Here is a 26,145-nt window from a genome sequence, read left to right as displayed (position 1 = left end):
TACGTGTCAGGATTTGCCGGAGGTGTCTGCCGGCCAGCGGCCGGCACTACCTGAGGTGGCCGGGGCAGCCCGGCAACCGTTACTTCGCGTCCGGGTGCAGCGCGTTGTAGCCCACCCGCACCGGCTTCACGCCCTGCATCACCAGCGCGTAGCTGACGTTGTCGAAGGTGCGGAACACCATCGCATGCGCCGCATATTCCTCCGGCAGCGCAACCCGGCCCACGCTGCCGCTGAGCGCATCGTCCATGCGCGACGACGTCGGGTACTTCAGGCGGTTGGCCACATGGCGGCCCTGCCGCCACAGCGAGAACACGGTGCCATTGTCGACGCCCTGGGCGCGGCCGGCCGAAATCGCGATCACGTCGCGCGGGCCGCCGGCGGTGAACATGTCGGTCACCGCGAGCACGCGCACGTCCACGCCTTCCACGCCTGCGGCCGGCACATGCGGCACGAACTGCAGGTCATAGGGGCGGGCCTCGACCGGCACCAGGCGGTCGCCGACACGGACTTCACGGCCACCCGTGCTCTTGTCCAGCGCCAGCGTGGAGGCCCCGGCCTTGCCGTCGGCAACCCGGGTGATGGTGCCGGTGGCGAGCTGGGCCAGTTCATAGCCCAGCACGCCGCGGCGCGCGTTGGGTGCGTTGTAGGCCTTCCACAGGTTGCCGCTGCCCGGGGTGACGTCGCCGTTGGCGTTCAGGTCTTCGCTCGGCTTGGGCTGGGCGTAGCGCACGGTCGGGCGGACCACGGCCCAGCGCTGTCCCAGCTGGGCATCGGCCAGGTTAACGTAGGCGGCATCGCCACCAGACACGCGCAGTCGGTTGTCCTCCAGGCCGACTACCTGGGGCAGCTGCTCGATGCTGTCGACCACGCTCAGCTGCTTCAGGAACGGCTCGACCTGGGCCAGCGGAATGGCGTCGATCGGGGCCTCCTGGCGCGGGCCCGGCTGGGCCGCCACGGTCACCCGGTCCAGATAGGCCAGGCTGAGCACGTCACCGGGATAGATCAGGTGCGGATTGGCGATCTGCGGATTGGCCTGCCAGATCTCCGGCCACAGCCACGGCTTCTGCAGGAAACGTGCGGCGATATCCCACAACGTATCCCCTTTTCGGACCACATAGGTGTCCGGGTGCCCGCCATTCACTTCCACGGCGGTAGCATAGGCAGCCACGGTCAGCATCGCCGCGGCGACGACCGTACGAAAACGAAGCAACATAGGTGTGAAGCCCTGATTCCCCAACAGGTCCGCGCACTATAGTCCAGAAACCGGGGCGCAAGGCAAGCGTTGGAGCTAGAATCTGCGACGTATGCCGGCGTGCCGGCCCCCTATCCGGAAACAGCCATGGCCCTTCTCCCCATTCTCGAGTTCCCCGATCCGCGCCTGCGTACCAAGGCTGCGTTGATCGAAGCCGCCGAAGTCACCACGCCGGCCTTCCAGGAACTGATCGACAACATGTTCCTGACCATGTACGACGCGCCGGGCATCGGCCTGGCCGCCACCCAGGTGGACGTGCACAAGCGCTTCATGGTCATCGACGTCAGCGAAGAAAAGAATGAACCGCATGTGTTCATCAACCCGGAAATCGTCGCCAAGGACGGGGGCCGGGTGTACCAGGAGGGCTGCCTGTCGGTGCCGGGCATCTTCGCCGACGTGACCCGCGCCGATACCATCACCGTGAAGTACTTGGACCGCAACGGCCAGGAGCAGCAGCTGGAGGCCGGCGAAGTGCTGGCGACCTGCATCCAGCACGAGATGGATCACCTGGATGGCAAGCTGTTCATCGACTATCTGTCGCCGCTCAAGCGCGAGATGGTGCGCAAGAAGCTGGCCAAGCAGCGCAAGCACGTGGCGTGATCGCCGATCCGGGCCACCCTTCGGGTGGCCCCTGCCTGCGCGATGCGCGCGGGCTGTACGGCGCCGGCCGACGGCGCCGTTTTCTTTCCTGCACGAATCCATCCTGCAAGTGGGGTAGCCATGAGGATTGTCTTTGCCGGTACGCCGGAATTTGCGGTGTCGTCGCTGCGCGCGGCTGCGCGCCACCATGAGGTCGTGGCGGTCTACACCCAGCCTGATCGCCCGGCCGGTCGTGGCCGTGGCCTGGCGCCGTCGCCGGTCAAGCTTGAAGCCGTCGCCCGTGGCATCCCGGTCTACCAGCCCGAATCGCTGAAGGACGAAGCGGCCCAGCAGCAGCTGCGCGATCTGCAGCCGGACCTGATGGTGGTGGTGGCCTACGGCCTGATCCTGCCCAAGGCGGTGCTGGCCATTCCGACCCATGGCTGCTGGAACGTGCACGCCTCGCTGCTGCCGCGCTGGCGCGGTGCCGCGCCGATCCAGCGTGCGATCCAGGCCGGCGACGCAACCACCGGCGTGTGCCTGATGCAGATGGAGGCCGGCCTCGATACCGGCCCGGTGCTGCTGCACCAGGAGCTGCCGATTGCCGCCACCGATACCGGTGGGCAGCTGCACGACAAGCTGGCCGAACTGGGCGCGCAGGTGCTGTCCGATGGCCTGGGCCTGCTGCGTGCCGGCATCAAGCCGATCGCACGGCCGCAGCCGGAGCAGGGCGTGACCTATGCGCACAAGCTGGACAAGGCCGAAGCGAAGCTGGACTGGGCGCAGGACGCCGGCGCGCTGGCGCGCACCGTGCGCGCGTTCAATCCGTGGCCGATCGCCGAGGCGACGCTGGCCGGCGAACGCGTGCGCATCCATGGCGCGGTGGCGCTGGAGGCGGACCACGGCCAGGCACCGGGTACGGTGCTGGCCGCCAGCCGCGATGGCATCGACATCGCCTGTGGCCAGGGTGCATTGCGCCTGCGCGTGCTGCAGCGTGAAGGCGGCAAGGCGATCACCGCCGCCGACTACCTCAACGCTCGCCGCGACCTGCGCGTGGGAGCGTAAGCGGTGTCGAAGCAGAACGATTTCTCCGTCGCCAAGGCGGCACCGGGCGCGGCCACGCGCATGCTGGCCGCACGCGTGCTGGCGCAGGTTTTCACCCGTGGCCGTTCGCTGAAGGCCGAACTGGCCTGGGCGCTGCCGAAGCTGGCCGACAGCCGCGACCGCGCGCTGCTGGAAGCGCTGTGCTTTGCCGTGCTGCGTCGTCGCAGCACCTATGACGCGGCATTGCAGGGCTGGATGCAGAAGCCGCTGTCGGCGCGTGACGCCGATCTGCGCACGCTGCTGATGGTCGGATTCGCGCAGCTGGATGTGCTGGAGCTGCCGGCGCACGCGGCGCTGTCGGCCACGGTCGATGCGGCGCGCGCGCTGGGTCGCGAACGCCAGGCAGGCCTGGTCAACGCGATCCTGCGCCGCGCCCAGCGCGAAGGTTTCCCGGAGCAGCCCGCGCGCGATGCCTTCCCGGAATGGCTGGCCGAGGCGATCGAACGGGATTGGCCGGCGCAGGCCGAAGCGGTGTTCAACGCAAGCCTGCAGCCTGCGCCGCTGTGGCTGCGCGCCAACCGCCAGCATGGCGGCCGCGACAAAGCCCTGGCAGCGCTGGCCGAGGCCGGCATTGCCGCTGAACCCAGTGCGCTCAGTCCCGATGCGTTGCGCCTGGCGGCCCCGGTGGCGGTGAACCAGCTGCCTGGCTTCGCCGACGGCGCGCTGTCGGTGCAGGACCTGTCGGCGCAGTGTGCGGCGGATGCACTGGCCCCCGCTGCCGGCTCGCGCGTACTGGATGCCTGCGCAGCGCCCGGTGGCAAATCGGCGCACCTGCTGGAACGCGACCCGAGCCTGCGACTGCTGGCGCTGGATATCGACGCCCGGCGCCTGGCGCGCGCCCGTGACACCTATGCCCGTACCGGCGTGGGCGAACACGCGCAGACCCTGGCCGCTGATGCCAGCGATCCCGGTGCCTGGTGGGATGGCGTGCCGTTCGACGCGATCCTGCTGGATGCACCGTGTTCGGCCACCGGCGTGATCCGCCGCCAGCCGGATGTCATGTTCCACCGCCGCGCCGAGGACATCGATGCGCTGGTGGGAGTGCAGGCGCGCCTGCTGGAAGCCTGCTGGTCGATGCTGCGCCCGGGCGGCGTGCTGCTGTATGCGACCTGCTCGATCCTGCGTGCCGAGAACATCGACCAGGTGCGCGCGTTTCTCAAGTGGCATCCGGATGCCGAGGCGCAGCCGCTGGGCGACGCATTTGGCGTGGATTGCGAAGGCGTGGCACGCCAGCGCCTGCCAGGTGACGACGATGCTGACGGTTTCTTCTACGCACGTCTGATAAAAGCAGCCTGACCCCCGCTGCCGTTTCGAGTCCCATGCTGAAAACCCACGCCTCGCGACAGACGTGGCTGTTGGTGGTGATGGCCCTGCTGGTGCTGGGGGCTGGCCTCGGCCTCCGCGATCCATGGCCGTCGGACGAGCCACGCTTCGCGCTGGTGGCCAGGCAGATGGTCGACAGCGGCTACTGGTTGTTCCCGCATCGTGGGCCGGAGCTTTACTCGGACAAGCCGCCGATGCTGATGTGGTGGCAGGCCACGCTGTACGGCCTGGTCGGCCACTGGCGCGTGGCCTTCCTGCTGCCGTCGCTGCTGGCAGCGCTCGGCACGCTGTGGTGCGTGGTGGATCTTGGCCGGCGCCTGTGGACGCGCCGCGTGGGGTTGTACGCGGGCTGGGCGCTGCTGTTCGCGCTGCACTTCACCTTCCAGGCGAAGAAGGCACAGATCGACCCGCTGCTGGTGCTGTTCATCACGCTGGCCAACTACGGCCTGCTGCGCCACCTGTTGCTGGGCCCTGCCTGGCGCTGGTGGTGGCTGGGCTGGTTCTTTGCCGGCATCGGGGTGATCACCAAGGGTGTGGGCATGCTGGCGCTGTTGATGATCGTGCCAGCGGCGATCGCAACGGCGCTGCGATGGCCACAGGTAGGCCTGCACGCGCGCGACGTGCGTTTCTGGGCGGCGCCGCTGGCCTTCCTGCTGGCGGTGTCGTTGTGGCTGGCACCGATGCTGCTGGCCGGCCTGGCCACCGGCTCGGACGAGTACCGGGCCTACATGGACGACATCCTGTTCCGGCAGACCGCGCGGCGCTACATGCAGTCCTGGGACCATCACCAGCCGTGGTGGTACTTCCTGGCGATCATGCCATCGATGTGGATTCCCGCCTTCCTGCTGCTGCCCTGGGCGTTGCCTGCGTGGTGCCGCCGGCTGCGCCGCCGCGACCCGCGTTACCTGTTGCCGCTGGCCTGGTGGCTGCTGGTCGTGCTGTTCTTTTCCATTCCCCACGGCAAGCGCGATGTCTACATCCTGCCGGCCCTGCCGATGTTCTGCCTGGCGCTGGCACCGTTGTTGCCGGGGCTGCTGAAGCGGCGCGACGTGCAGGGCGTGCTGGGCGCCTTCGCCGCGTTGCTGGCCGCAGGATTGACGCTGATCGGGGCATTGGCGCTGCTGGGCGACCCCGGTTTCGAAATACGCCTCACCCATGGTCGCGGCCTGGCGCCTGGCGCTACCGACGCGCTGGCATGGACGGCGCTGGCGATGGGGATCTGGGGCGGCCTGAGCCTGTGGGCAAGCGGGCGCGGTCGCCGCCATCTGGCCGTGATCTCGACACTTGCGGGAATCTGGGTGCTGTATGGCGTGCTCGCCTATCCGCTGCTGAACGATTCCAGTTCGGCCCGTGGCCTGATGCGTGAGGTCGGCGCGCGCATCGGCCCGCAGGCCGAGCTGGGGCTGGTGGCATGGAAGGAGCAGAACCTGCTGATGGCCGATCGGCCTGCGGCAACCTTCGGTTTCGAAGACCGCTGGCACGAGCAGCTGCAGGCGGCCGTACGCTGGCAGCGGCTGTTTCCGCAACGACGCTGGCTGCTGGTGAACGAGGACGCCCTGCAGGCCTGCATCGATCGATCACGCGCGGAAATGGCCGGTGTTTCCAATCGCCGCCGCTGGTGGCTGGTGCCCGCTGATGCGGTGGCCGGCACCTGCAGGCCGACGGCAGCGGAGCTTGAGCACGAACGCCGCCTGCAGGGGGCCGGCGTAGCGGATTGAAGGCCGGCCCTCAGCGGCCGGCCAGTGCTGCCTCATAGCTGGCCAGCGTGGCATCGGCGAATGTCTGCAGGCCGAATTCCCGCTGCGCGTGGCGGCGGGCGGCATGGCCATGTCCGGGCAGTGCATCGCGTTGCGCGTACAGTGCCGCCACCTGTGCGGCGATGGCGTCGATGTCGCGGGTGGCGACCACCCAGCCGTCGACTCCTTGTTCGATGTTCTCGGGCAGGCCGGCGAAGTCGCTGACCAGCATCGGCTTGCCGCTGGCCATCATCTCCCGGCAGGCGAAGGAGATGGTCTCGATGTCGTGGGACAGCACGAAGCCGATATCGCCGGCCGCGATCAGCACGCGGGTATCGGCCAGCAGGCCGGTGAAGTGCACCTGAGCTGCGACGTCTCCCAGCGCCTGCACCTGTTCGCGCTGCTGCGCGCTGGGCAGGTGGCCGGCCACGGCCATGTGAACGCGGGGGCGGATCGCATCGGGCAGCCGTGCGATGGCCCGGGCCAGGTCGATCCAGCCCTTGTAGTCATCGGTGCCGGCATTGCTGACCAGCACCAGTGCCTCCGGGTCCTGGGTCCATTGCTGGCGCAGTGCGTGGCCGGCCCCGGTCGGTAGCGGCGAGTAGCGCTCCAGGTCGACGCCGTTGCGCACCACATCGATCGGGCAGCGCCGGTACGGACCCTGTTCCAGCAGGCGCTTGGTATCGGCCGAGACCGCGATCAGCCGATCGGTGGCCCAGCGTGCGCGCAGCGCGTTTCCAACGGTATCGGTACGTTTGCTGTTGTGCTTGGTCAGCAGGATCGGGGGGCGGCGCAGGCCGAACAGCGCCTGCATCACCACGCGATGGTCGCGCGCGCCGTTGACGTGGACCAGGTCGATGTTCTGTTCGTGGACCAGGCGGCGCAGCGCGCGCTGCTCGGCCAGCTGTTGCGGCAGGGTCGGCAGGCCGCTGCCGAAGTCGACCGGCAACGTGCTGGCGATGCCTTCAGCGGCCACGGTACGCAGCAGGCGGCTGTCGGCTGGGGCTGCAACGTGGAGCGCGTGCCGGCCATGCAGGGCCCGCGCAAGGGAAACGATGTACGTCGTATGGCCGCCACCGTCGCCGTAGTGGAAGTTGGTGTACAGGATTTTCATGGGGGGGGACCTTCGGGCAACGCGCGGCCAGTGTGACACAGGCCGTTCAGGACCGTTCCGCAGGCGCCGCCGGATCGGCCACCGCCTGGCCGTTGCCCAGCATCCACAGCATGATGGTCTTCTGCCGCACGTAGTTGGCACGCACATAGGCGTAGACCAGGCCGTGCCAGCCGTCGCGGAAGCCACCGCGGAACAGGAAGCCACGCCAGAATCGCCAGGCTGGAGCCAGCACCAGCTTGCCGAGCGTGGCGCGCTTGCCGCGTGCAAACTCGTGCTCGGCCATCATCCGGGCGTACTTCTCGGTCTTCGCCAGCTGCTGCTGCAGCGAGCGGTACGGGTAGTGGATCAGGTCCCCGTGCAGGGTGCCGACGCTGCCGTCAACGCTGGCCGCCTCGTGGATCTCGCGCTTGCCGCGCCAGCCACCGCGGCGGCGGTCGAACAGGCGCATTACCCGATCCGGGTAGGCGTTGCCATGGCGCAGGAACCTGCCGAAGTACTCCGACAGGCGCGCGAAGCGGTACCCAGCGTGGCCGGCGAAGCCGCCGTCGCGGGCCTGCTCGATGGCCGTGCGCAGTTCCGGGCTGATGCGCTCATCGGCGTCCAGGCACAGCACCCAGTCATGGCTGGCCTGCTCGACGCAGAACGCCTTCTGGCTGCGGAACCCCTCGAACCGCCGCTGCAGCACGCGGGCGCCGGCGGCCTCGGCAAGGGCCACGGTGGCATCGGTGGACTGCGAATCCACCACCACGATTTCATCGCAGAAGGCCAGCGAGGCCAGGCAGTCGCCGATGCGCCCGGCCTCGTTGAACGCGATAATGCACGCCGAGATGCGAGGCCGTTCGATGGGAGCGGTCGTGGAGGACATGATGGCCGGGTACCTGTTGTTTGCGACGGAGCGCTATGCGCTGCCTATTCTCGCCCCGTTGGCGCAGGCCTTGCACGCGTCCGGGCAGGACGTGGCCGCCTGGTTCGAGGGCGGCGCGGCCGGCAGCCACCTGCCCGGGGTGCCCAACATCGGCCTGAAGCAGGCCCTGGCGATGCGCCCGCGCGCGGTGTTCAGCGCCGCCAACTGGGTGCCGACCTTCCTGTCCGGCGCCAAGGTGCAGCTGTTCCATGGCTTCAACGTGGAGAAGCGCGACAGTGCGCGCGGTCATTTCCGAGTGCGCGGCATGTTCGACCTGTACTGCACGCAGGGCCCGGCCACCACGTCCCCGTTCCGGCAGATCGCCGCCCAGCAGGGCCACTTCGCGGTGGCCGAGACCGGTTGGCCGAAGCTGGACCCACTGTTCCGCGATGATGGCGGCGAGAGTGCCGCGCTGCGCGCGCCGGCCGCTGGTCGCCCGGTGATCCTGTTCGGTTCGACCTTCACCGAGCGGTTGAGCGCGGCCCCGCACCTGCACGCGCAGATCGCGGCCGACATCGCCGCCGGCGACCGCTACTGGCTGCTGACGCTGCACCCGAAGTGCGCGCCGGAACTGTTCGAGCGCTACCGCGCGCTGGCCGGTGCCAATGCCCGCTTCGTCGAGCCGGAGCAGGTGATGGCCGCGCAGCGCGCCGCCGATGTGCTGGTGTCGGACACCTCGTCGATCGTTTCGGAGTTCATCGTCCAGCACAAGCCGGTGGTGACCTTCCGCAACCGCGTGCCCAAGCCGCACATGATCGATTTCGACGACCCGGCACAGCTGCCGGCGATGCTGCAGCGTGCGCTGCATCCGGACGCCGCGCTGCAGGCGGAGATCGTGCGTTACGCCGATGCCATCCATCCGTACCGCGATGGCCGCTCCAGCGAGCGGGTGATCGCCGCGACCGAGGATTTCCTGTCCGGCGAAATGGGCGCGCTGCGGCGCAAGCCGTTCGGCACCTGGCTGCGCGACCTGCAGATCCGCAAGGACCTGGGCTACTGGGGCCCGTCGCAGCGGTGATGCCTCGCTTACCCCGCTCGCGGTAGTGCCGGCCGCTGGCCGGCAACCTCGGGAATGGCGGCGGTTGCCGGCCAGCGGCCGGCACTACCTGTAGTGCTCACCAGCGCAGTTTGCGCCGTGCCAGTGCCGCCGCCAGCTGTTCCATCACCCGTTGTGCCTGTTCGTGTGGCAGGTAATGCAGGGTCAGTGCCACATCACCATGCGCACCGGCGGTATCCAGCTGCAGGCTGCTGGTGCCGAGCAGCTTGTCCAGCGGCGAGCGCTGCAGGCGCAGGCCCTGCACCTTGTCCAGCTCGGCCCAGCGCCACCAGCGCTTCCACCAGCCGCCGCGCACCGCCACGTAGTGATCGTCCAGGTACCAGCCCATGCGTGCCATCTGCCGATGCGCGACCAGCAGTGCCATCGGCATCCAGGCCAGCACCACCAGCCCCCATGGTCCCCACCGCCAGTACGCGGCCGCCGCCAGCAACGGCGCCAGCAGCAGTGCACCCAGGCACAACCGCCACCAACCGCGCTGCGGAATGGACTGCCACTGTGCCGGCGGCCACTGCAGCTGCGGCAGCAGGTGCTGCACCAGCTGCTCGCAACGCGTGCGTGATGCCAGCGGCGCCAGTTCGCACAGGGCACGGTCCTCATCGCGCGAAGGCCCGCCGGCGGCGCTGTCGATGCGCAGCTGGCGCAGCCCGAACCAGCGATGCAGGGTGCTTTCGCGCAGGGTCCAGGCCTGGATGCGGCGACGCGCCACGCTGCTGCGGGTGCGGCTGAGCAGGCCGGCCGAGACGGTCAGGCGGCGCTCCTGCTCGCTGAGCGTGAAGCCGTGGTAGCGCAGCAGGGTCAGCACCACCGACAGCACGCGCAGCGCCAGCCAGCCCAGCAGGAGCGCAGTGCCCGCCAGAAGGAACGCGCCGGCCACGCCCGGGTGCAGGTGACTGGCGTAGCCGAACGCCTCGCGGCCACCGCGCTGGAGGGCGTCATCCATCACCGGCCGTGGCACGGTCTGGAACAGCACGCCGACGGCGGCGATCGCCAGCGCCCAGCCCCGGTTGGATAGCAGGCCCATGCGCACCACGTCCCAGCTGGACAGGCGCAGCAGCACGTGTTCATTGCCGGTGTCGGCGATGTCGGCCACCGCAATCGCTTCGCTGGCCTGCGGCGCTTGCCCGCGCTGGCGCACCAGCCGCTCCAGGGCCAAGGCCTGGTCCAGCTTCAGCACCCGCATTTCCGCTTCCGGGCGCGCGCCACCGGCCGACTCCAGGCGCAGCTCGGCCACGCCGAACAGGCGGTGCAGCGGGTTCTGCCGCACTTCCACGTTGTGGATGCGGGCAAACGGGATCTCGCGGCGGTTGCGCGCAAGCAGGCCGCTGCGCACGGTGATTGCATCGTTGCCGATGCGGTAGCGGTAGCTCAGGTACTGCAGCACCGACACCAGCACCAGGACAGCAATGGCCGACAACGGGATCAGCTGGGCCCACATCGGATCGCGATCGCCGCGCTGGCCGAACACCAGCAGCGCGATCAGCGGCAGGAAGTAGTGGCGCAGCTGCATCAGCAGCACGAACAGCCACGACCATGGATGCAGGCGATGGTCTTCGCCACCGTCGGGCAGCGATGCGGGCAGGGGCGGCGGCAGGCTCACAGGGCGTCGGCGTCCTGGTCGAGCTGGTGCGAAAGGGTGTCGCGCAGGCGTTCGGCGTCGGCCTCGTCCAGGCCGCTGACGGTCACCGCGCTCATGCGCGTGCCGGCAGTGTGCACGATCAGCGTGGCCAGGCCGGCGCGGCGCTCCAGCGGCCCCCGGCGCAGGTCCAGGTGCTGCACGCGCGAAATGGGAATGCGGGTCTCCAGCTGCCACATCAGGTCGCGGCGCAGGCCCAGGCCCTGTGCATCCAGCCTCCAGCGCGTGCGGACCAGGCGACGATGGCCCAGCCACGCACCGAAGGCGATGCCGATCAGCAGCCCAAGGGCCGCAGTCCACAGCCCGCCGGGCAGATCGAAGAACCACGCCGCCGCCGCCAAGGGCAGGCCCGGCACGAACAGGCCGCCGAAGGCGCCTTCCAGTGCGGCCAGGCGGGCCGCGCGTTGCGGTAGTACCTGCCAGTCGGAGGCGGGTGGTGCAGGAATCGAGGCGTCGGTCACGCGGGCTCCGTCAGGCAGCAGGGCGGGCGATGGCGGCCGTGGCCGCACCGCGCAGACGGTAGCAGGTCGGCCGCGTTACTGGGCAGCCTGGATCAGCGCGTCCACGTCCAGCATGTGGCCCGCACGGTCGGCCTTGGTGCGCAGGTAGTGCTCGTTCTCGGCGGTGATCTCGCCGGTGACCGGAATGCAGTCCAGCACCTCGATGCCGGCATTGCGCAGGCGCTGCGCCTTGGTCGGGTTGTTGCTGAGCAGGGCCACGCGCGAGATGCCCAGGCCGTGCAGCATCGCCACCGCGCTGCCGTAGCGGCGTTCGTCGGCGCCGAAGCCCAGCTGCGCATCGGCATCGATGGTGTCCAGGCCATCGTGCTGGTAGCCGTAGGCACGCATCTTGGCCGCGATGCCGGTACCGCGGCCTTCCTGGTCCAGGTACAGCAGCGCGCCGCCGCCCAGTTCCTTCAGCTTGCGCAGGCCGCGCCGCAGCTGGTCGCCGCAGTCGCACTTGAGTGAACCGAACAGGTCGCCGGTCAGGCACGAGGAATGCACGCGCACCGGCACCACCGCCGACAGGTCCGGTTCGCCGACGATGATCGCCACCTGGTCGCGCTGCGCCACGCCGCCGCGGAACACCGCGAAGGTGGTCATGCCAACGTCGCGCAGCGGCACCGGGGAGCGGGCCACCAGTTCGTAATCGTGGGCCGCATGGGCCGCGCCCTCGGCGAGGTCGCACAGGGCGACTTCGGCGGCGCCGTCGAAGGTGGCGTCACCTGCATCCAGGCGCACGGCCACCATTGCCGGCAGCAGCAGGCCCAGGCGGGCCAGTTCAACCGCGCCGGCATCGAAGGCGTCACCGGCGCTCCAGCCCTCCGGCGTCGGGCCGGGCTCGCGCAGGTAGCCCAGCGAGGGCAGGGCATCGAAGGCGATGCCGGCCAGCGGCAGGCGTGCGCCTTCCGGAGCGTCCACGCCGAGTACGCGGGCGCGGGTGGCGGTCAGGAACAGGTAGTGGCGCTCGCGCGCGGCGCTGGCGAAGGCGGCAAAGCTGCTGGCGGTGGCACTGTCCAGCGCGATCACCGCCAGGCGTTGGCCCTGGCCATCGTGCAGCAGGACCGGGCGACCGGCGCGCAGTTCGGCCACCGCGCGTTCGCAGCGGATCGCGGCCGGATCGCCGAACAGGGAAGAAGCAGGCATGGCAGGACCGGGGGAGGCGGACATCGCAGTCTCTATGGGGGCGCCGGCGTCGTATTCAACGTGGTGCGGCCGCCGGTCGCAGGGACCGGTCGGGCTCAGTGGGGCCGCTAGTGGGGATGCTCTTCGGTGGCGTAGGGATCCTCCTCGCCGCTGCCCGCCGGTCGCAGCGTATAGCGCTTGTACGTCCACTGGTACTGCGCGGGGTCGCGGCGGGCGATGCGTTCGATACCGGCATTGAGCGCAGTGGCGGCCACCTGCGGGTCCGGGTCGGCCACCGCCGGATCGGTCGGTTCGATGTGCAGGGCGAATTCCATGTCCGGCCCGATGCGCTCGCACCAGCCGTACAGCACGGTGGCACCGGTGCGCTCGGCCAGCCGGTTGACCAGGGTCATGGTCAGCGCCTGCACGCCGAAGAACGGCACGAACACACCGTCGCCGGCTTTGGGTTGCTGGTCGGGCAGGATGCCGGTGGCACCACCGTCCTTGAGCACCTTGAACAGCTGCCGCACGGCCGGGCCTTCGGCGCGCACCTGCTGCACGTTCTGGCCGCCGCGCACCAGCTGCAGGAAGGCGTCGCTGGCCTCGTCCTCCGGCGGCTTGTAGACGATGGCGATCTGCCCGCGCGAGGCCAGCCACTGGTTGAGCAGCTCCCAGTTGCCGAAGTGCGGCGCAGCCACGATCACGCCCTGGCCGCTGGCCAGCGCCGCGTCATACAGCGCTTCGCCATGGCGCTGCTTCAGGTGCAGGCGCAGGTTGTCGGCCGGCTTCTGGCTCCACAGGCGCAGGGTCTCAATGGCCTGCAGCGCGGTGGAGCGCAGCAGCTCGCGGTGCAGGCGGTCGCGCGCGGTGGCATCCAGTTCGGGGTAGGCCAGTTCCAGGTTGCGCCGGGTGACGCGGCTCTCACGGGCATTGAGACTGATCCACGCCCACGCCAAGGCGCGCGCGGCGCCCCGCAGCAGCGGCCAGGGCAGGCGGGCGAACAGGGTGGTGGCGCGGTAGACCAGCCGGGCTTTGCGTTGCGGATTCATCGGCGCCAGTTTAGCCAAGGGCGCTGCTATCGTGGCCGGCCCTGTTCATTCGGAAGCCCGCGATGCTCGTCCTGATCCAACGTGTCAGCCAGGCCGCCGTGCATGTCGACGACGAAGCGGTGGGGCAGATCGGCCCCGGCCTGCTGGCGCTGGTCGGCATGGAGCCCGGCGATACCGAGGCCCAGCTGCAGCGGATGGCCGAGCGCCTGCTGGGCTACCGGGTGTTCGCCGATGAGGCCGGGAAGATGAACCGGTCGCTGCGTGACACCGGCGGCGGCCTGCTGCTGGTCAGCCAGTTCACCCTGGCCGCCGACACCCGCTCGGGCATGCGCCCGAGCTTCACCAGCGCGGCGCCGCCGGACGAGGCTGAACGCGGGTTCAATCGATTTGTCGGGATCTGTCGTGAAAATCACGCGCCGGGGGTGGAAACGGGCCGATTTGGTGCCCATATGGTCGTCAGCCTGGTCAATGACGGTCCCGTGACCTTCCTTCTCAGGCCCTGAGCTTGCGGGACCACCGCCCGGCAGGCGGGGCCCCGGGCTGGTATAATGCTACGTTCCCTATTTCTCCCTAGCCGGTGGCGCGAGCACTACATGGCCAACGAACGTCCTGCCCAATCCGAAATCAAGCAACTGATCAGCAAGGGCCTGGAACAGGGCTACCTGACCTACGCCGAAGTCAATGACCATCTGCCGGACGACATGGTCGACCCGGAACAGATCGAAGACATCATCGGCATGATCAACGGCATGGGCATTGATGTCCATGAAGTTGCGCCGGATGTGGAAACCCTGCTTCTCAACGACGGCAACACCGGTAACCGCGAAGTCGATGACACCGCGGCCGAAGAAGCCGCCGCCGCGCTGAGCGCGCTCGACACCGAAGGTGGCCGTACCACCGACCCGGTGCGCATGTACATGCGCGAAATGGGCACCGTCGAGCTGCTGACCCGCGAAGGCGAAATCGCCATTGCCAAGCGCATCGAGGAAGGCCTTTCGCAGGTGCAGGCCGCCCTGGGCCAGTTCCCGGTGTCGGTCGAGTCGCTGCTGAACGACTATGAAGCCCACAAGGAAGGCAAGAAGCGCCTGGCCGAAGTGATCGTCGGCTTCAACGACCTTACGGACGAAGCCCCGGCGCCGGCCGCGGCTGCTGCTGATGACAGCGACGATGCCGACGCCGATGGCGACGAGGACGAGGACGATGATGTCGAGGGTGGCGAGGAAGAAGCCGCACCGACCGGTCCGGACCCGGAGGAAGTCGCCGCGCGCATGCAGGCGCTGAGCGATGCCTTCACTGCCTTCAAGAAGGCGGCGACCAAGGGCGACAAGAAGAACCTGCCGCGCCTGCGCGAAGAGATGTCGGCGGTGTTCGTCACCCTGAAGCTGCCGCTGCCGCTGACCGACGTGCTGACCAAGCAGCTGCGCGACACCATGGCCGACATCAAGTCGCATGAGCGCCGCGTGCTGAACCTGGCCACCGTTACCGCCCGCATGCCGCGCAAGGACTTCATCCGTTCCTGGGAAGGCAACCAGACCAACCTGGAATGGGTGGAAGATGCACTGAAGCGCAAGCAGAAGTGGTCTTCGGCGCTGCGTGAAGTGAAGGACCAGATCATCGCCGAACAGCAGGCGACGATCGACATCGAGAAGCTGACCCAGCTGGACCTGGAAGAGCTGAAGGAAATCAGCCGTGCCATGGCCTACGGTGAAGCCAAGGCGCGCAAGGCCAAGAAGGAAATGGTCGAGGCCAACCTGCGCCTGGTAATCTCGATTGCCAAGAAGTACACCAACCGCGGCCTGCAGTTCCTCGACCTGATCCAGGAAGGCAACATCGGCCTGATGAAGGCCGTGGACAAGTTCGAGTACCGCCGCGGTTACAAGTTCTCGACCTACGCCACCTGGTGGATCCGCCAGGCGATCACCCGCTCGATTGCCGACCAGGCACGCACCATCCGTATTCCGGTGCACATGATCGAGACGATCAACAAGTTGAACCGCATTTCCCGCCAGATGCTCCAGCAGTACGGCCGCGAGGCCACGCCGGAGGAGCTGGCCAAGGAAATGGACATGCCGGAAGACAAGATCCGCAAGGTGATGAAGATCGCCAAGGAGCCGATCTCGATGGAAACCCCGATCGGCGACGACGAGGATTCCCATCTGGGCGACTTCATCGAGGACACCAATGTGGAGTCCCCGATCGAGAACACCACCAACATCAACCTGTCTGAAACCGTGCGCGACGTGCTGGCCGGCCTCACCCCGAGGGAAGCCAAGGTGCTGCGCATGCGCTTCGGCATCGACATGAACACCGACCACACGCTGGAAGAGGTCGGCAAGCAGTTCGACGTGACCCGCGAGCGCATCCGCCAGATCGAAGCGAAGGCCCTGCGCAAGCTGCGTCACCCGAGCCGCTCGGAGCAGCTGCGCAGCTTCCTGGATATCGATTGATTTCCAGCGGCTGTTGAAGCGTTGAGAGAAACCCCGCCTGGTGCGGGGTTTTTCTTTGGTGGGTGCCGGGACATGCCCGACGGCTCTTGCCGATGTCGCATCTGCCGTTTGAATTCTTCCTGCGACGGTCGCACGCTGATCGCGCAGATGCTCAACACATCCCGTAGGCGGGCCGGTCATCACCGGCGCCGATGCAAGCGCGCGGCAGGTCACGTGCAACTCGCACGGCCTGCGGCATTGATTCGTCATGCATCTGGAGTCACGCCATGAATGATGTGGAGCACGATTTGCCTGAGCCCGTACGAGCCGATTTCCCGCCGCTGCTGGACTGGGATGAGGTGATGCGGGATGAGTGCGAGGATCGGTTGGGGTTTGCACGCCGTACAACGTATGCGCTGCTGACGCTGTCGGAGGCCGGATTGCTTGCCGGCTTCAGTGGCGACAACCAACAGGGACTGGAGGAAGTCAGAAGGATGGTCGCGTTGTTCCAGGCATACCTGAGGCGGCAGGTATGGCTCGCGGAAGCAGCGGAGAGGCGGCTGGGGCGTGTTTCGGAGGCGTTTGCCGCCGCCGGGTAGCCGATCGAGCGCGGCCTCCACTACACTGTGACGCTGCGCAGGGCCTATAGCTCAACGGTTAGAGCAGGGGACTCATAATCCCTTGGTTCCAGGTTCGAATCCTGGTGGGCCCACCACATTGACGTCCGGCGAAGTCCAGAGGGCGTCCAACATCGTCGGAATTACGCGGTCTCAGTTGGAATGGGCGCCGCTGCACGTGCTTCTGAATGCCGCCTAGGCCATGCAGCCTTCCACAATCGACTTGGAGCTACCTCATCAGTTCTGCATGAAGAGGTGCCCTGCTTGGATGCCCAAGCTAGCCGGCCCTGTGTCCACTGCGCTCTGAGGAGTACTTGTAGCCTATGAACATGCCCGGCGGGTCAGGCTGTGCGGAAACTGCCGCCCGGGATTCTGCGACCAGTACGCGTGTGCGTTGGGGCGGCCCCTCATAGATCTAGTAGCACGAGACAAGCAGAGGAAACCAAATGAGCCAATAAGCCATGATCATTTCAGAGGTGAGATGAATTCTTATTTGACGGATCCTGGCTTGCTGTGAAAAAGTCGCTCTCAACAATCAGGGGGCGGAAATGCGGATCGAAACAAGGAACGTCGCGGTCGGCCCGCGTGCGAGTGGATGCGCGGTGCTCGCACTTCTATTTGGGCTCTGCTTCGCCGCGCGGGCGCAGCAGGTAGTTCAGCAGCCCTATCAAGAGTACGACAAGAAGCTCAACTCGGCTGAGCAGGTCGGTCCACTGACATCAGAGCTCTTCGGTGACTCGATCAATGTGTACGACCAGAGCGGATACTTCAAGCAGACCGATATCGACTTGGCAGGTAACAACTTGCTACCGGTACGGCTAGAACGCCGATTGAATGTGAGGCCCATTCCCGACAACGGTTCGCCGCCATTGATCTATGGTGGTGCGGGTGACTGGAGCATCGATGTACCTTTCATCTCCGGCGTATTCGATTCCCAGTATGGATGGACCTATCGAGGTTCTCGGAAAGATCCGCGCTGTAGCACCAACTTCATTCCCTATACGCCGCCGACAGTCCGCATTGAAGACATCTGGTCTGGCTATACCGTCAATCTTCCCGGGGAGGGCGCGCGGTCGCTGATGGGTGACCCACCTGCCGGCCTCAAGCCAGTCAGTCGTCAGAGCGAAAACTGGAGCTGGACCACCAGTGCGATGGACACCGTCAGTTGCACGCCGATGATCGCCGGTCTGGAGGGCGAGGGCTTCATTCTGCAGACCACATCGGGCATCAAGTACACCTTTAATATTGGCACGCAGCGCGCTGTGGGTCTGATGGGATCCATCGGCGCCAACTCTGCCCAAGCGCGCGTAGAGATCTATCTGCTGGCAAGTCGAATCGAAGATCGCTTTGGTAACAGTGTCAGCATCAGCTATAACGGGAACGGCTATCCGACCAACATCACGTCCAGCGATGGGCGCTCGATCTTGTTGAATTATGTAGGAAATCGCCTGCAGAGCGCCTCGGCAAATGGCCGCACCTGGACTTACGGATATGCAGGAAACTCGCTGCAGCGGGTTACCCAGCCGGACGGTGCCTGGTGGGAGATCAACCATCTCTCCGACATGCGTATCGCCTATGAGAACTGGCCGGAGGACCCGTCGCAGGGGTGTGGCAGTCCGCCTTTTCGGGACAAGATCTACACCCTTCAGATGAAGCATCCATCTGGTGCGATCGGTACGTTCTCCTTCCGGAATGGGCGACGCTATCGTGCAGGAGTTCCGGCGAGCTACTGCATCAAAGAGGCGCGCGATGGTCAGATGATTCAGTATCTCGCGATTGCCAACTACTTTGAGAACTTTGGTCTGACGGAGAAGACCATTGAAGGTCCGGGTATTGCTCCCATGCGCTGGACGTATACGGACAAGGGGGATTATCAGGACTACTGGGCGGGGAACTATCCCTACTGCAGCACCTGCACCCAGTCCAAGGCGGTGAGAATCACGCAGCCTGACGGAAGCTGGGTCGAAGAGATCTACGGAATTGTTTTCCGGTTCAATGATGGGAAGCTTCTTGGCCGGCGTGCCGGCAATGCGGCAGGAACGGTGCTCGAGACCGAAGAACTGACGTATGTTTCAGATGCGCAGATGCCTTCGATGCCCTTTCCCGATCGCTACGGCTGGACGTGGGGAGGTAACGACGGCAGCTCGGCACTGCTAAGGCCGCTGCAACGACGTCAGGTCACGCGGGATGGTGTGACGATGACCTGGCAGGCCAACTCCTTTGATAGCTATGGGCGCCCGGCGAGCGTGACCCGCAGCAGCTCGCACGGGGGAAGTCGGACTGATGTCACCACTTACTACAACGACACCAGTGGCTGGATCCTTGGCCTGCCTGCCAGCCGGACCAACAGCGACACAGGTCTGGTCGAAGCCCAGAACACCTACACTGCGAAGGCGCAGTTGGTTGAGCAGCGAAGTTTTGGAAGGCTTATCCACCGGCTGGGCTATCACGCCGATGGCAATGTCGCGTCGGTCAAGGATGGCAATGGCAACACGACCACGTTGGAGCGATGGAAGCTGGGAATTCCACAATGGATAAGCCATGCCGACGGCACGGTGACCCGGGCCGCCGTCAACGATTCTGGCTGGATTACCGCCGTCGCCGACGAGAATGACTACCTCACCCAGTACGAATATGACGCGATGGGGCGGCTGACACGCGTCGAGTATCCCAGCGATGACAGCGTCGCCTGGAATGCAAAGAGGCAGGCACTCGAGTGGGTGCCGCTTAATGAGTACGGTATTCCTCCGGGTCATTGGCGGCAGACAACGGCCACGGGCAACGCACGCAAGATCACCTACTTCGATGCGTTGCTGCGGCCGATGCTGACCCAGGAGTTCGATGCGGGCAATCAAGCCGCCACGCAGCGCCTGCAGTTGTTTGCCTACGATGCCCAGGGGCGGCAGACATTCTCGTCGTATCCGGTTTCAGACTTCCCGGTTCCCTGGAAGGGGACCTGGAAGGAGTACGACGCCCTGGGGCGGCTGATCTCAAGTTCGCAGGACAGCGAACATGGTCTGCTGTCCACCCTCACCGAGTATCTGCCAGGTGGGCAGATGCGCGTGACCAACCCCAGGGGGCAGGTGACGCAGACCCGGTTCCAGATGTTCGATGAGCCGTCCTATGAGCACCCGGTGTCGATCCAGATGCCGGAGGGGGCGGTGATGAATATCGCCCGGGATGTCTTCAACAAGCCATTGATCATCGCCCGCGGCAATGCCAATGGCAGCCAGACGGTGGCTCGCCGCTATGTCTATTCGCCCAGCCAGCAGCTGTGCAAGACGATCGAGCCGGAAACCGGCAGCACCCTGATGGATTACGACGGCGCCGGCAATCTGATCTGGTCGGCATCCGGGGTCGATTCTCCATCGCCACTGACCTGCAATACCGAGGCCATCAGCAGCAGCGGTCGCGCCGTCTATCGCGAGTATGACGCGCGGAATCGGCCAACCTATCTGCGGTTCCCCGACGGAAACGGCAATACGAGTTGGACGTATACGCCGGATGGGCTCCCGTCGCGATTGTTGGTCCGGAACGATTCTGGCGCCACGACGGCGTCCAATCACTATTTCTACAACAAGCGCCGCCTGTTGACAGTGGAAAGGGTGTCTCAGCCTGATTGGAACGATTGGCCCATCATCTACAGCTACAACGCCAATGGCCACCCTTCCGGGCAGACCTGGCCGAGCGGGCTGACGGTCGACTACGCGCCGGATGCGCTGGGCCAGGCTACACGGGTCGGGAACTTCGCTACCGACGTTCGCTACTACGCGAATGGCGGCATCAAGCAATTCACCTATGGCAACGGCATCGTGCACACGATGCAGCAGAACGAGCGTCAACTGCCTTCTCGGACCACCGATTCGGGTGTTCTCGACTTTGATACGCGATTTGATCGGAACGGCAATGTCAGCGACATCTATGACCTGGCACTGGGAGCGTTCTACAACCGGCACATGCTCTATGACGGTCTGGATCGACTGATCGCGGCAGGCTCCAACAACTTTGGCGGTGATTCCTGGCACCGGTTCAGCTATGACACGCTGGACAACCTGACCAGCTGGATGCTGCCGGGTGTCAAAGACCATCGCTACTGGTACGACGCGCACAACCGCCTTACCAATGTGCGGGATGGTGTGGGCAACACGCTTATCGGCCTGAGCTATGACGTGCAGGGCAACCTGAAGCTGAAGAATGGCCTCAACCACAGCTTCGACTTCGGCAATCGACTGCGCGAGGTGACTGGTAAAGAGACCTATCGCTACGACGCGCTGGGGCGCCGCATCCTTGCCTCCGCCCCAGGACTGGGAGTGGTGCTTTCGCAGTACGCACAGGACGGTCGGCTGGTATTCCAGAGTGATGGCCGCAAGGGGCTGGGGCGCGAGTACGTTCATCTGGCCGGCAGCCTGATCGCTCGCCGGGACTACGCAGGCGCCGACGCCAAGATCACCTACCTGCACACCGATGCGCTGGGAAGCCCGGTTGCCAGTACGGATGCTTCCGGCAACGTGATCGAGCGTACTCATTACGAGCCGTACGGCGCGCCGATCGGCAAGGTGGTGGATGGCCCTGGGTACACCGGGCATGTGATGGATGGTGAGACCGGGCTGGTGCAGATGCAGCAGCGGTACATGGATCCGCAGTTGGGGGTGTTCTTGTCGGTGGACCCGGTGACGGCGTATGAGCAGCCGGTTGGGCAGTTCAATCGGTATCGGTATGCCAATGGGAATCCCTACAAGTTCACGGATCCGGATGGGCGGGAGAGTGGTGCAGCCTACTCGGCAATGTACCGGGCCGAGCTGAAGTATGGGATGAATACCAGTGGCACAACTCTTACTAAGGAGCAAGTGGGAGTAATGGTTGACTTTATGCCGATATTTGGCGATGCGAAGGGTTTTGTTGATGCCTATAACAATCCCTCGCTTGTCAGTATCGGGGCCGCTATGTTGGGTGTGGCCGGTCCACTTGGTGATGGTGCCGCAAAGCTGATAAAAGGAGTTGACCGAGCTGCAAGTGGCGTGAAGCTGAGTAAACAGCTTGGTAGTGAGCAGCAGCTTGGCGAGCTGATGTCAGGAAAGGGAGAGGTCATCGCTGGCGGGCAGAGTGGAGTTCTTTTGCGGGATTCGCCGCGCCTCAGTGCTGTTCATGGAGGAAGTGCCTCTGATTGGGTCAAGGTATCAAGCTCGTCGCACAAGGCGCCAGATGGGCAGCAATTCTCTACTCATGCATATCAGAATCAGGCGACCGGACAAGTCGTTGAGCCAAAAACAAAGTTGATTGAAGAAGGGAGATAGACTGATGCGAGTAAAAGTCGTCAGCAATTGGGTTGATATTCTTGCCGGGCTTGGCGCGGAAGGGAGAGTAAAGTCGACGCTGTTCCTGGGTGCTGGGAATGAGTACACGGTATTCGGACTTAGTCTCCATAGGGAGTCGAGCATTTACAGGGGCGGGACGCTCGTCTGCAAGGTAATCGATGACTATGGGAATCTGACTTCTGCGCCAATCGGCATATTTGATGTTATTGATGGGTCCATGCCGAAAGAATGGCGCATTGAGAAGCGGTTTGATGGGGTGTTCATGTGGCCAGATTTATTTCATAGGGAATTCTTCTTTGACGATCTGTCGGAAGGTGTTCCGGAGTGTGTGGCCGAATTTAGGAATCTTAGGTATATAATGGAGGGCGAGGGTGGGTGAATTTTATCGTGGCGGAACTACGGTGGCTCGGAGGATACTCAGGAATAAATACTGCTTGGATGATGAATGATCTAGACCCGGGCTGCGTAATTGGCAGGCCATAGGGTTGGATCCATCGTTGGGGATCAGGACTAGCTTCACGAGCCAAGTGCAGTCTTCTGCTGTCAATGGCGCTAAGGGAACCGTGCCGGGATGGGGCGCAGTAAAACGTGGTCGCTGACTGAAGGCAGGTCGCAAGTCGGCCATGAATTGGATGGTGGAAGGGAGGGGCTTCCGCATTACCAGGCAGAGGGTGTGAGAGGACATGCTTTCTGGGGCAAAGGTTAGTGTAGGTGCGCTTGCTATGACCGGCATGATTGAGTAAGTCACTGAAGAGCCACGAGATGACCCCTATGAGCTTGGGGATGCTCAGGTTCGCGACCTGATTCTTCGCGAGCAGCCCCCCCTCTGTGCACAAGGCTTGGATCGTGACCTGGGCGCACGGTAGGCGTCGTACCTTAGGTTCGGTCGAACATCTGTCACTTGTTCAGGCCCGCGACCAAGTGTCAAAGACCATCGCTACTGGTACGACGCGCACAACCGCCTTACCAATGTGCGGGATGGTGCGGGCAACACGCTCATCGGCCTGAGCTATGACGTGCAGGGCAACCTTAAGTTGAAGAATGGCCTCAACCACAGCTTCGACTTCGGCAATCGGTTGCGCGAGGTGACTGGCAAAGAGACCTATCGCTACGACGCGCTGGGCAGGCGGATCCTTGCATACTCGCCTACTAAGGGAAATGTACTTTCCCAGTACTCTCAGGACGGCAGGCTGGTATTCCAGCGCGATGAACGAAAGGGACTGTGGCATGAGTACGTCCATCTGGCCGGCAGCCTGATCGCGCGCCGCGACTACGGTGACGCAGAGGCCAAGATCACCTACCTGCACACCGATGCGCTGGGAAGCCCGGTTGCCAGTACGGATGCTTCCGGCAACGTGATCGAGCGTACTCATTACGAGCCGTATGGCGCGCCCATCGGCAAGGTGGTGGATGGCCCTGGGTACACCGGGCATGTGATGGATGGTGAGACCGGGCTGGTGCAGATGCAGCAGCGGTACATGGATCCGCTGCTGGGGATGTTCCTATCTGTGGACCCGGTGACGGCTCACGAGAATCCTGTCGGAATGTTCAATCGCTATCGTTACGCTGCGAGCAACCCATACAGGTTCAAGGACCCTGACGGCCGCTGCTATACAAGCACGGGGGCGTGCATGACGGAGGCTGAGTTTGAACAGGCGTGGAAAGGGGAGCCAAGTCGGGTCCTGAACACGATCGGAAGCCCGTTGGGGACTGTCGCAGACGCCTTGAATGGCGATTTCAAGGGCATGATTGTGGGCGCGGTGATGTCTCGTGCCCCGGGTGGAAAGAGCGGAGTCAAGGCGGCAGGGTTCTTTGTCCGATTTGGAAAGGGCGCAGAGAGCGCTGAATCGCTTGCAGCTCAAGCCGTCAAGGCGGAGAAGGCCGGGTTCCCGCATGGGGTTTCGGTCAAAGCGCAGGAGAGGGTGAGTGCGGCAGATAGACTCAAAAACCGGGTTGCCGATCAGGCGGAGGCAAAGAGCGCGTTCAATACACCTCAAACCGGGAACAATCCGAACCACCATACTGTGGAACTCCCCAAGCCAGTAACGGAGAAAGTGGCTCAGAAGTTTAATGAGGTTTACAAATGAAGATCGAATTGCTTGTGGAATGGTACGACGGTGAGTTGCAGCAAGTGATGGAAGATGGTGGTAGATACCTATACGCAATCTGCGTGGAGGCAGACTTCAGTAAGCCCTTGCAGGATAGGGTCTACTTCGTGATCAATATTCTTGCGAAGGAGAAGCGAATGATTGAGCGCTTTCTCGCTGACGCAGACATGGATGGCCTTGATCGTCTGCTGCGCGATGAATTGTACGGTCGCCGAGGTGCGATTTTCTTAGGGGATCCAAACAATTGGAGGGTGGAGTCGGCTGATTTCAGTATTGAGCCAGCCCCCTATCTCAAATTCTTCGCGTTTCCAGTCGTCGATGTATTGGTGGCTTGAATCTGTGGACAGCGGTGCCGTTATGGGTAGTCCCAGCCCCGTACGTCAACTAAAAGCAGCGGTATATGGATCCGCAGTTGGGTGTGTTCCTGTCGGTCGATCCGGTGACGGCGTATGACCAGCCTGTGGGGCACTTCAACCGGTATCGGTATGCCAATGGGAATCCCTATAAGTTCACGGACCCGGAGGGCCGGCAGAGTCTGCCGCGTTCGGTATACGAGATCGACTGGACGAAGCCTGAAACTAGACAGGCGCTCCGTGAAGCTGTCTCCATGGTCGCGGACTTCCGCGCGGTGGCAGTGTCAAGTACAGCCACGGAAGCCGACGCCATGACCACTCGCAAGATTCCGCCATTCCCCGTCGATGAACCCACCAACGACGACGACAACCCCGCCTTTGACCTCAGCACCTTCCAGGGCTGCCTGAAGCGCATCCGCGATGGCGAAGGGTCCGATGGCATGCTGTGGCCGGAAGAGAACCTGTCAGACGGCCGCCGTCAGTCCTTGGCCAGGATCGACCGCGCGGCGGTGGGCATGCTGACCGCAGTGGAGATGCTGCATGCGGCCAGTCGCTGCGAATCCACGGCCACGCCCGACCGCCATCTGGATGAAGGGGTTGTTGAGGGCCTGTTTTTCGCGTGCCGCGAATTGGCGGAACTGGTATGCAGGGAAGTCAGGCCATCCTGACCTCTCGCGCCCGGGCAACCCCTCACCCCATCTCGCGGTGAGTCGCCATTGCTGGACGCATTCAGTGGACGTTGCCGATCTGGCGACCGTTCTACAGCCGGCAGATGCTCCACGACCGCCTGGACCGAGTGATCGTGGCAGGCTTCAACAATCGGGGGCAACGACCATCGCTACCGGTCAAAGGGTGCGGCCGTCCATAGCCGGGTCTTCTCTCACAACAGCGGCAGCCGCCGTACGCGACTGCCGCGGATACAGTCGTGGTTACTTCGGCATCAACACCGTGTCGATCACGTGGATCACGCCATTGGACTGGCCGACATCGGCAATGCTGATTCCAGCCTTGCCACCCTTGGCATCAATGACCCACAGCTTGCCGTCATGCAACGCGATGGTGAGCGACTCACCTTCAACGGTCTTCAGAATCGCCTTGCCGCCGTGCTTCCTGGCATCGGCCATCAGCTGCGCGGAGCTGTAGTTGCCCGGTACCACGTGGTAGGTCAGGATCTTGGTCAATTGCGCCTTGTTTTCAGGCTTTACCAGCGTATCGACCGTGCCTGCGGGCAACTTGCCGAAGGCTGCATTGGTGGGTGCGAAAACGGTGAAGGGGCCAGCACCATTGAGGGTATCGACCAGCCCGGCTGCCTTGACCGCGGCGACCAGGGTGGTGTGGTCCTTGGAGTTGATGGCGTTCTGGACAATGGTCTTGCTGGGATACATTTCCGCTCCGCCCACCATCACGGTGTTGGCGGCGAAGCTCAGTGAAGTGGCTGAAACGAGTACGGCGAAGCTGACGGTGGCGGCTATCCGCTGAAGAGCTTTCACGGCGCGTTCCTCTATGGGAGGCCCGCAAGGCGCGGGCATCCTACATACGCGGGGGCGCGGTGCTTGGATGCAGGCAGATGCATCCGGGTGCTTCTTCGCCGGAGGTGGCGACGCGTTGTAAAAGGCGAGTGAACGCCTGCGTCTGCTGGCGCGCTACGCGATACGAACCGCGTGCCATTCAGCGGCGCGGATGACGGATGTCGGATGGGCTGCTTGAAAGACGCGCGTTGCTGATGGCCTGGCGGACGCCACAGTTGCGGCAGGCCAGCACGGTTCCCCCGGCGACATGTTCCATCTCATCTTCGCCCCACACGCTCGTAGCGCCGCAGGCCGTGCACGTCGCTACGATCTGCAGTGCCCGCGCCAGAGTGCCATGCTCTCCGGCTTTGTACGTCAGGTTGGTGATCTGAAACAGTCCGGTATGACTCATGGGAAGGCCGGCAAATATCGGTTGACTGAA

Annotated in this window: 22 protein-coding genes and 1 tRNA gene; 14 read left to right on the top strand and 9 right to left on the bottom strand. The window is 64.7% G+C overall.

Annotated elements, in window-relative coordinates; translation table 11 throughout:
- Positions 1-79: 79 nt before the first annotated feature.
- Complete coding sequence (locus tag VN11_RS19280) at positions 80-1,213, bottom strand: LysM peptidoglycan-binding domain-containing protein (RefSeq protein ID WP_053450904.1); 1,134 nt, start codon at positions 1,211-1,213, stop codon at positions 80-82.
- Positions 1,214-1,339: 126 nt separating this feature from the next.
- On the opposite strand from VN11_RS19280, the gene def reads away from it, so the two are divergent.
- The 4 genes from def to VN11_RS19260 all read left to right on the top strand — a co-directional run bounded on the left by def (position 1,340) and on the right by VN11_RS19260 (position 5,976).
- Positions 1,340-1,852, top strand: coding sequence for a peptide deformylase (gene def / locus VN11_RS19275; RefSeq protein WP_008267110.1), 513 nt, complete (start codon positions 1,340-1,342; stop codon positions 1,850-1,852).
- 120 nt (positions 1,853-1,972) lie between these two features.
- Positions 1,973-2,896 carry a methionyl-tRNA formyltransferase gene (gene fmt / locus VN11_RS19270; RefSeq protein ID WP_053450903.1) on the top strand — a complete coding sequence of 308 codons (924 nt, stop codon included), beginning with the start codon at positions 1,973-1,975 and terminating at the stop codon, positions 2,894-2,896.
- Positions 2,897-2,899: 3 nt separating this feature from the next.
- A complete protein-coding gene (gene rsmB / locus VN11_RS19265; RefSeq protein ID WP_053450902.1) occupies positions 2,900-4,231 on the top strand; it encodes a 16S rRNA (cytosine(967)-C(5))-methyltransferase RsmB in 1,332 nt (443 codons plus the stop codon).
- 23 nt (positions 4,232-4,254) lie between these two features.
- The gene (locus tag VN11_RS19260; RefSeq protein ID WP_053450901.1) at positions 4,255-5,976 is read left to right on the top strand and encodes an ArnT family glycosyltransferase; all 1,722 of its coding nucleotides are present in this window, start codon (positions 4,255-4,257) and stop codon (positions 5,974-5,976) included.
- 10 nt (positions 5,977-5,986) lie between these two features.
- On the opposite strand, the gene VN11_RS19255 is transcribed toward VN11_RS19260, so the two are convergent.
- Both VN11_RS19255 and VN11_RS19250 read right to left on the bottom strand, forming a co-directional pair.
- On the bottom strand, positions 5,987-7,108 hold the full coding sequence (locus VN11_RS19255; RefSeq protein WP_053450900.1) for a glycosyltransferase family 4 protein: 1,122 nt from the start codon (positions 7,106-7,108) through the stop codon (positions 5,987-5,989).
- A 46-nt stretch (positions 7,109-7,154) separates the two neighbouring features.
- Positions 7,155-7,973, bottom strand: a complete 819-nt coding sequence (locus VN11_RS19250; RefSeq protein WP_053450899.1) for a glycosyltransferase family 2 protein — start codon at positions 7,971-7,973, stop codon at positions 7,155-7,157.
- On the opposite strand from VN11_RS19250, the gene VN11_RS19245 reads away from it, so the two are divergent.
- On the top strand, positions 7,972-9,030 hold the full coding sequence (locus tag VN11_RS19245) for a CDP-glycerol glycerophosphotransferase family protein (RefSeq protein WP_053450898.1): 1,059 nt from the start codon (positions 7,972-7,974) through the stop codon (positions 9,028-9,030). The genes VN11_RS19250 and VN11_RS19245 overlap by 2 nt on opposite strands.
- 97 nt (positions 9,031-9,127) lie before the next feature.
- Here VN11_RS19245 and VN11_RS19240 read toward each other — a convergent pair whose 3' ends face one another.
- The 4 genes from VN11_RS19240 to VN11_RS19225 all read right to left on the bottom strand — a co-directional run bounded on the left by VN11_RS19240 (position 9,128) and on the right by VN11_RS19225 (position 13,376).
- Positions 9,128-10,666, bottom strand: coding sequence for a PH domain-containing protein (locus tag VN11_RS19240; RefSeq protein ID WP_053450897.1), 1,539 nt, complete (start codon positions 10,664-10,666; stop codon positions 9,128-9,130).
- Positions 10,663-11,163 carry a PH domain-containing protein gene (locus VN11_RS19235; RefSeq protein ID WP_049457916.1) on the bottom strand — a complete coding sequence of 167 codons (501 nt, stop codon included), beginning with the start codon at positions 11,161-11,163 and terminating at the stop codon, positions 10,663-10,665. The genes VN11_RS19240 and VN11_RS19235 overlap by 4 nt, the downstream gene beginning before the upstream one ends.
- Before the next feature lie 75 nt (positions 11,164-11,238).
- Entirely contained in the window at positions 11,239-12,372 is a 1,134-nt protein-coding gene (ribA, locus tag VN11_RS19230) for a GTP cyclohydrolase II RibA (protein ID WP_053450896.1), read from the bottom strand.
- A gap of 83 nt (positions 12,373-12,455) precedes the next feature.
- A complete protein-coding gene (locus VN11_RS19225; protein WP_006472320.1) occupies positions 12,456-13,376 on the bottom strand; it encodes a lauroyl acyltransferase in 921 nt (306 codons plus the stop codon).
- Between the two features lie 62 nt (positions 13,377-13,438).
- Here VN11_RS19225 and dtd point away from each other — a divergent pair, with 62 nt between their 5' ends.
- From dtd to VN11_RS22935, 9 genes are all read left to right on the top strand, one after another.
- Positions 13,439-13,879 (top strand): D-aminoacyl-tRNA deacylase, encoded by a 441-nt coding sequence (dtd, locus tag VN11_RS19220; RefSeq protein WP_006472318.1) that lies wholly within the window; start codon positions 13,439-13,441, stop codon positions 13,877-13,879.
- A gap of 90 nt (positions 13,880-13,969) precedes the next feature.
- Entirely contained in the window at positions 13,970-15,823 is a 1,854-nt protein-coding gene (gene rpoD, locus VN11_RS19215) for an RNA polymerase sigma factor RpoD (protein WP_008265787.1), read from the top strand.
- A gap of 266 nt (positions 15,824-16,089) precedes the next feature.
- Positions 16,090-16,401, top strand: a complete 312-nt coding sequence (locus tag VN11_RS19210; RefSeq protein ID WP_053450895.1) for a hypothetical protein — start codon at positions 16,090-16,092, stop codon at positions 16,399-16,401.
- A gap of 40 nt (positions 16,402-16,441) precedes the next feature.
- Positions 16,442-16,517: transfer RNA gene (locus tag VN11_RS19205), tRNA-Ile, on the top strand.
- A gap of 450 nt (positions 16,518-16,967) precedes the next feature.
- The gene (locus VN11_RS19200) at positions 16,968-21,713 is read left to right on the top strand and encodes an RHS repeat domain-containing protein (RefSeq protein WP_080374971.1); all 4,746 of its coding nucleotides are present in this window, start codon (positions 16,968-16,970) and stop codon (positions 21,711-21,713) included.
- A gap of 4 nt (positions 21,714-21,717) precedes the next feature.
- Positions 21,718-22,113, top strand: a complete 396-nt coding sequence (locus VN11_RS19195; protein WP_053450893.1) for a hypothetical protein — start codon at positions 21,718-21,720, stop codon at positions 22,111-22,113.
- 637 nt (positions 22,114-22,750) lie between these two features.
- Positions 22,751-23,821 carry an RHS repeat domain-containing protein gene (locus tag VN11_RS19190; protein WP_238581897.1) on the top strand — a complete coding sequence of 357 codons (1,071 nt, stop codon included), beginning with the start codon at positions 22,751-22,753 and terminating at the stop codon, positions 23,819-23,821.
- Positions 23,818-24,177: a hypothetical protein gene (locus tag VN11_RS19185; RefSeq protein ID WP_053450891.1), complete on the top strand. Its 360-nt coding sequence runs from the start codon at positions 23,818-23,820 to the stop codon at positions 24,175-24,177. Before VN11_RS19190 ends, VN11_RS19185 begins: the two co-directional genes overlap by 4 nt.
- Positions 24,178-24,242: 65 nt before the next feature.
- Positions 24,243-24,863 (top strand): RHS repeat-associated core domain-containing protein, encoded by a 621-nt coding sequence (locus VN11_RS22935; protein WP_080374970.1) that lies wholly within the window; start codon positions 24,243-24,245, stop codon positions 24,861-24,863.
- Positions 24,864-25,124: 261 nt separating this feature from the next.
- On the opposite strand, the gene VN11_RS19175 is transcribed toward VN11_RS22935, so the two are convergent.
- Together VN11_RS19175 and VN11_RS21970 are read right to left on the bottom strand one after the other, a co-directional pair.
- Positions 25,125-25,685, bottom strand: coding sequence for a fasciclin domain-containing protein (locus VN11_RS19175; RefSeq protein ID WP_053450890.1), 561 nt, complete (start codon positions 25,683-25,685; stop codon positions 25,125-25,127).
- A 178-nt stretch (positions 25,686-25,863) separates the two neighbouring features.
- On the bottom strand, positions 25,864-26,115 hold the full coding sequence (locus VN11_RS21970; RefSeq protein WP_006472189.1) for a hypothetical protein: 252 nt from the start codon (positions 26,113-26,115) through the stop codon (positions 25,864-25,866).
- Positions 26,116-26,145 lie beyond the last annotated feature (30 nt).

It is taken from the genome of Stenotrophomonas maltophilia (assembly GCF_001274595.1).
Lineage (GTDB): Bacteria > Pseudomonadota > Gammaproteobacteria > Xanthomonadales > Xanthomonadaceae > Stenotrophomonas > Stenotrophomonas forensis.
The sequence above is the reverse complement of the archived record's forward strand: the minus strand, read 5'-3'. Positions and strand labels throughout refer to the sequence as shown.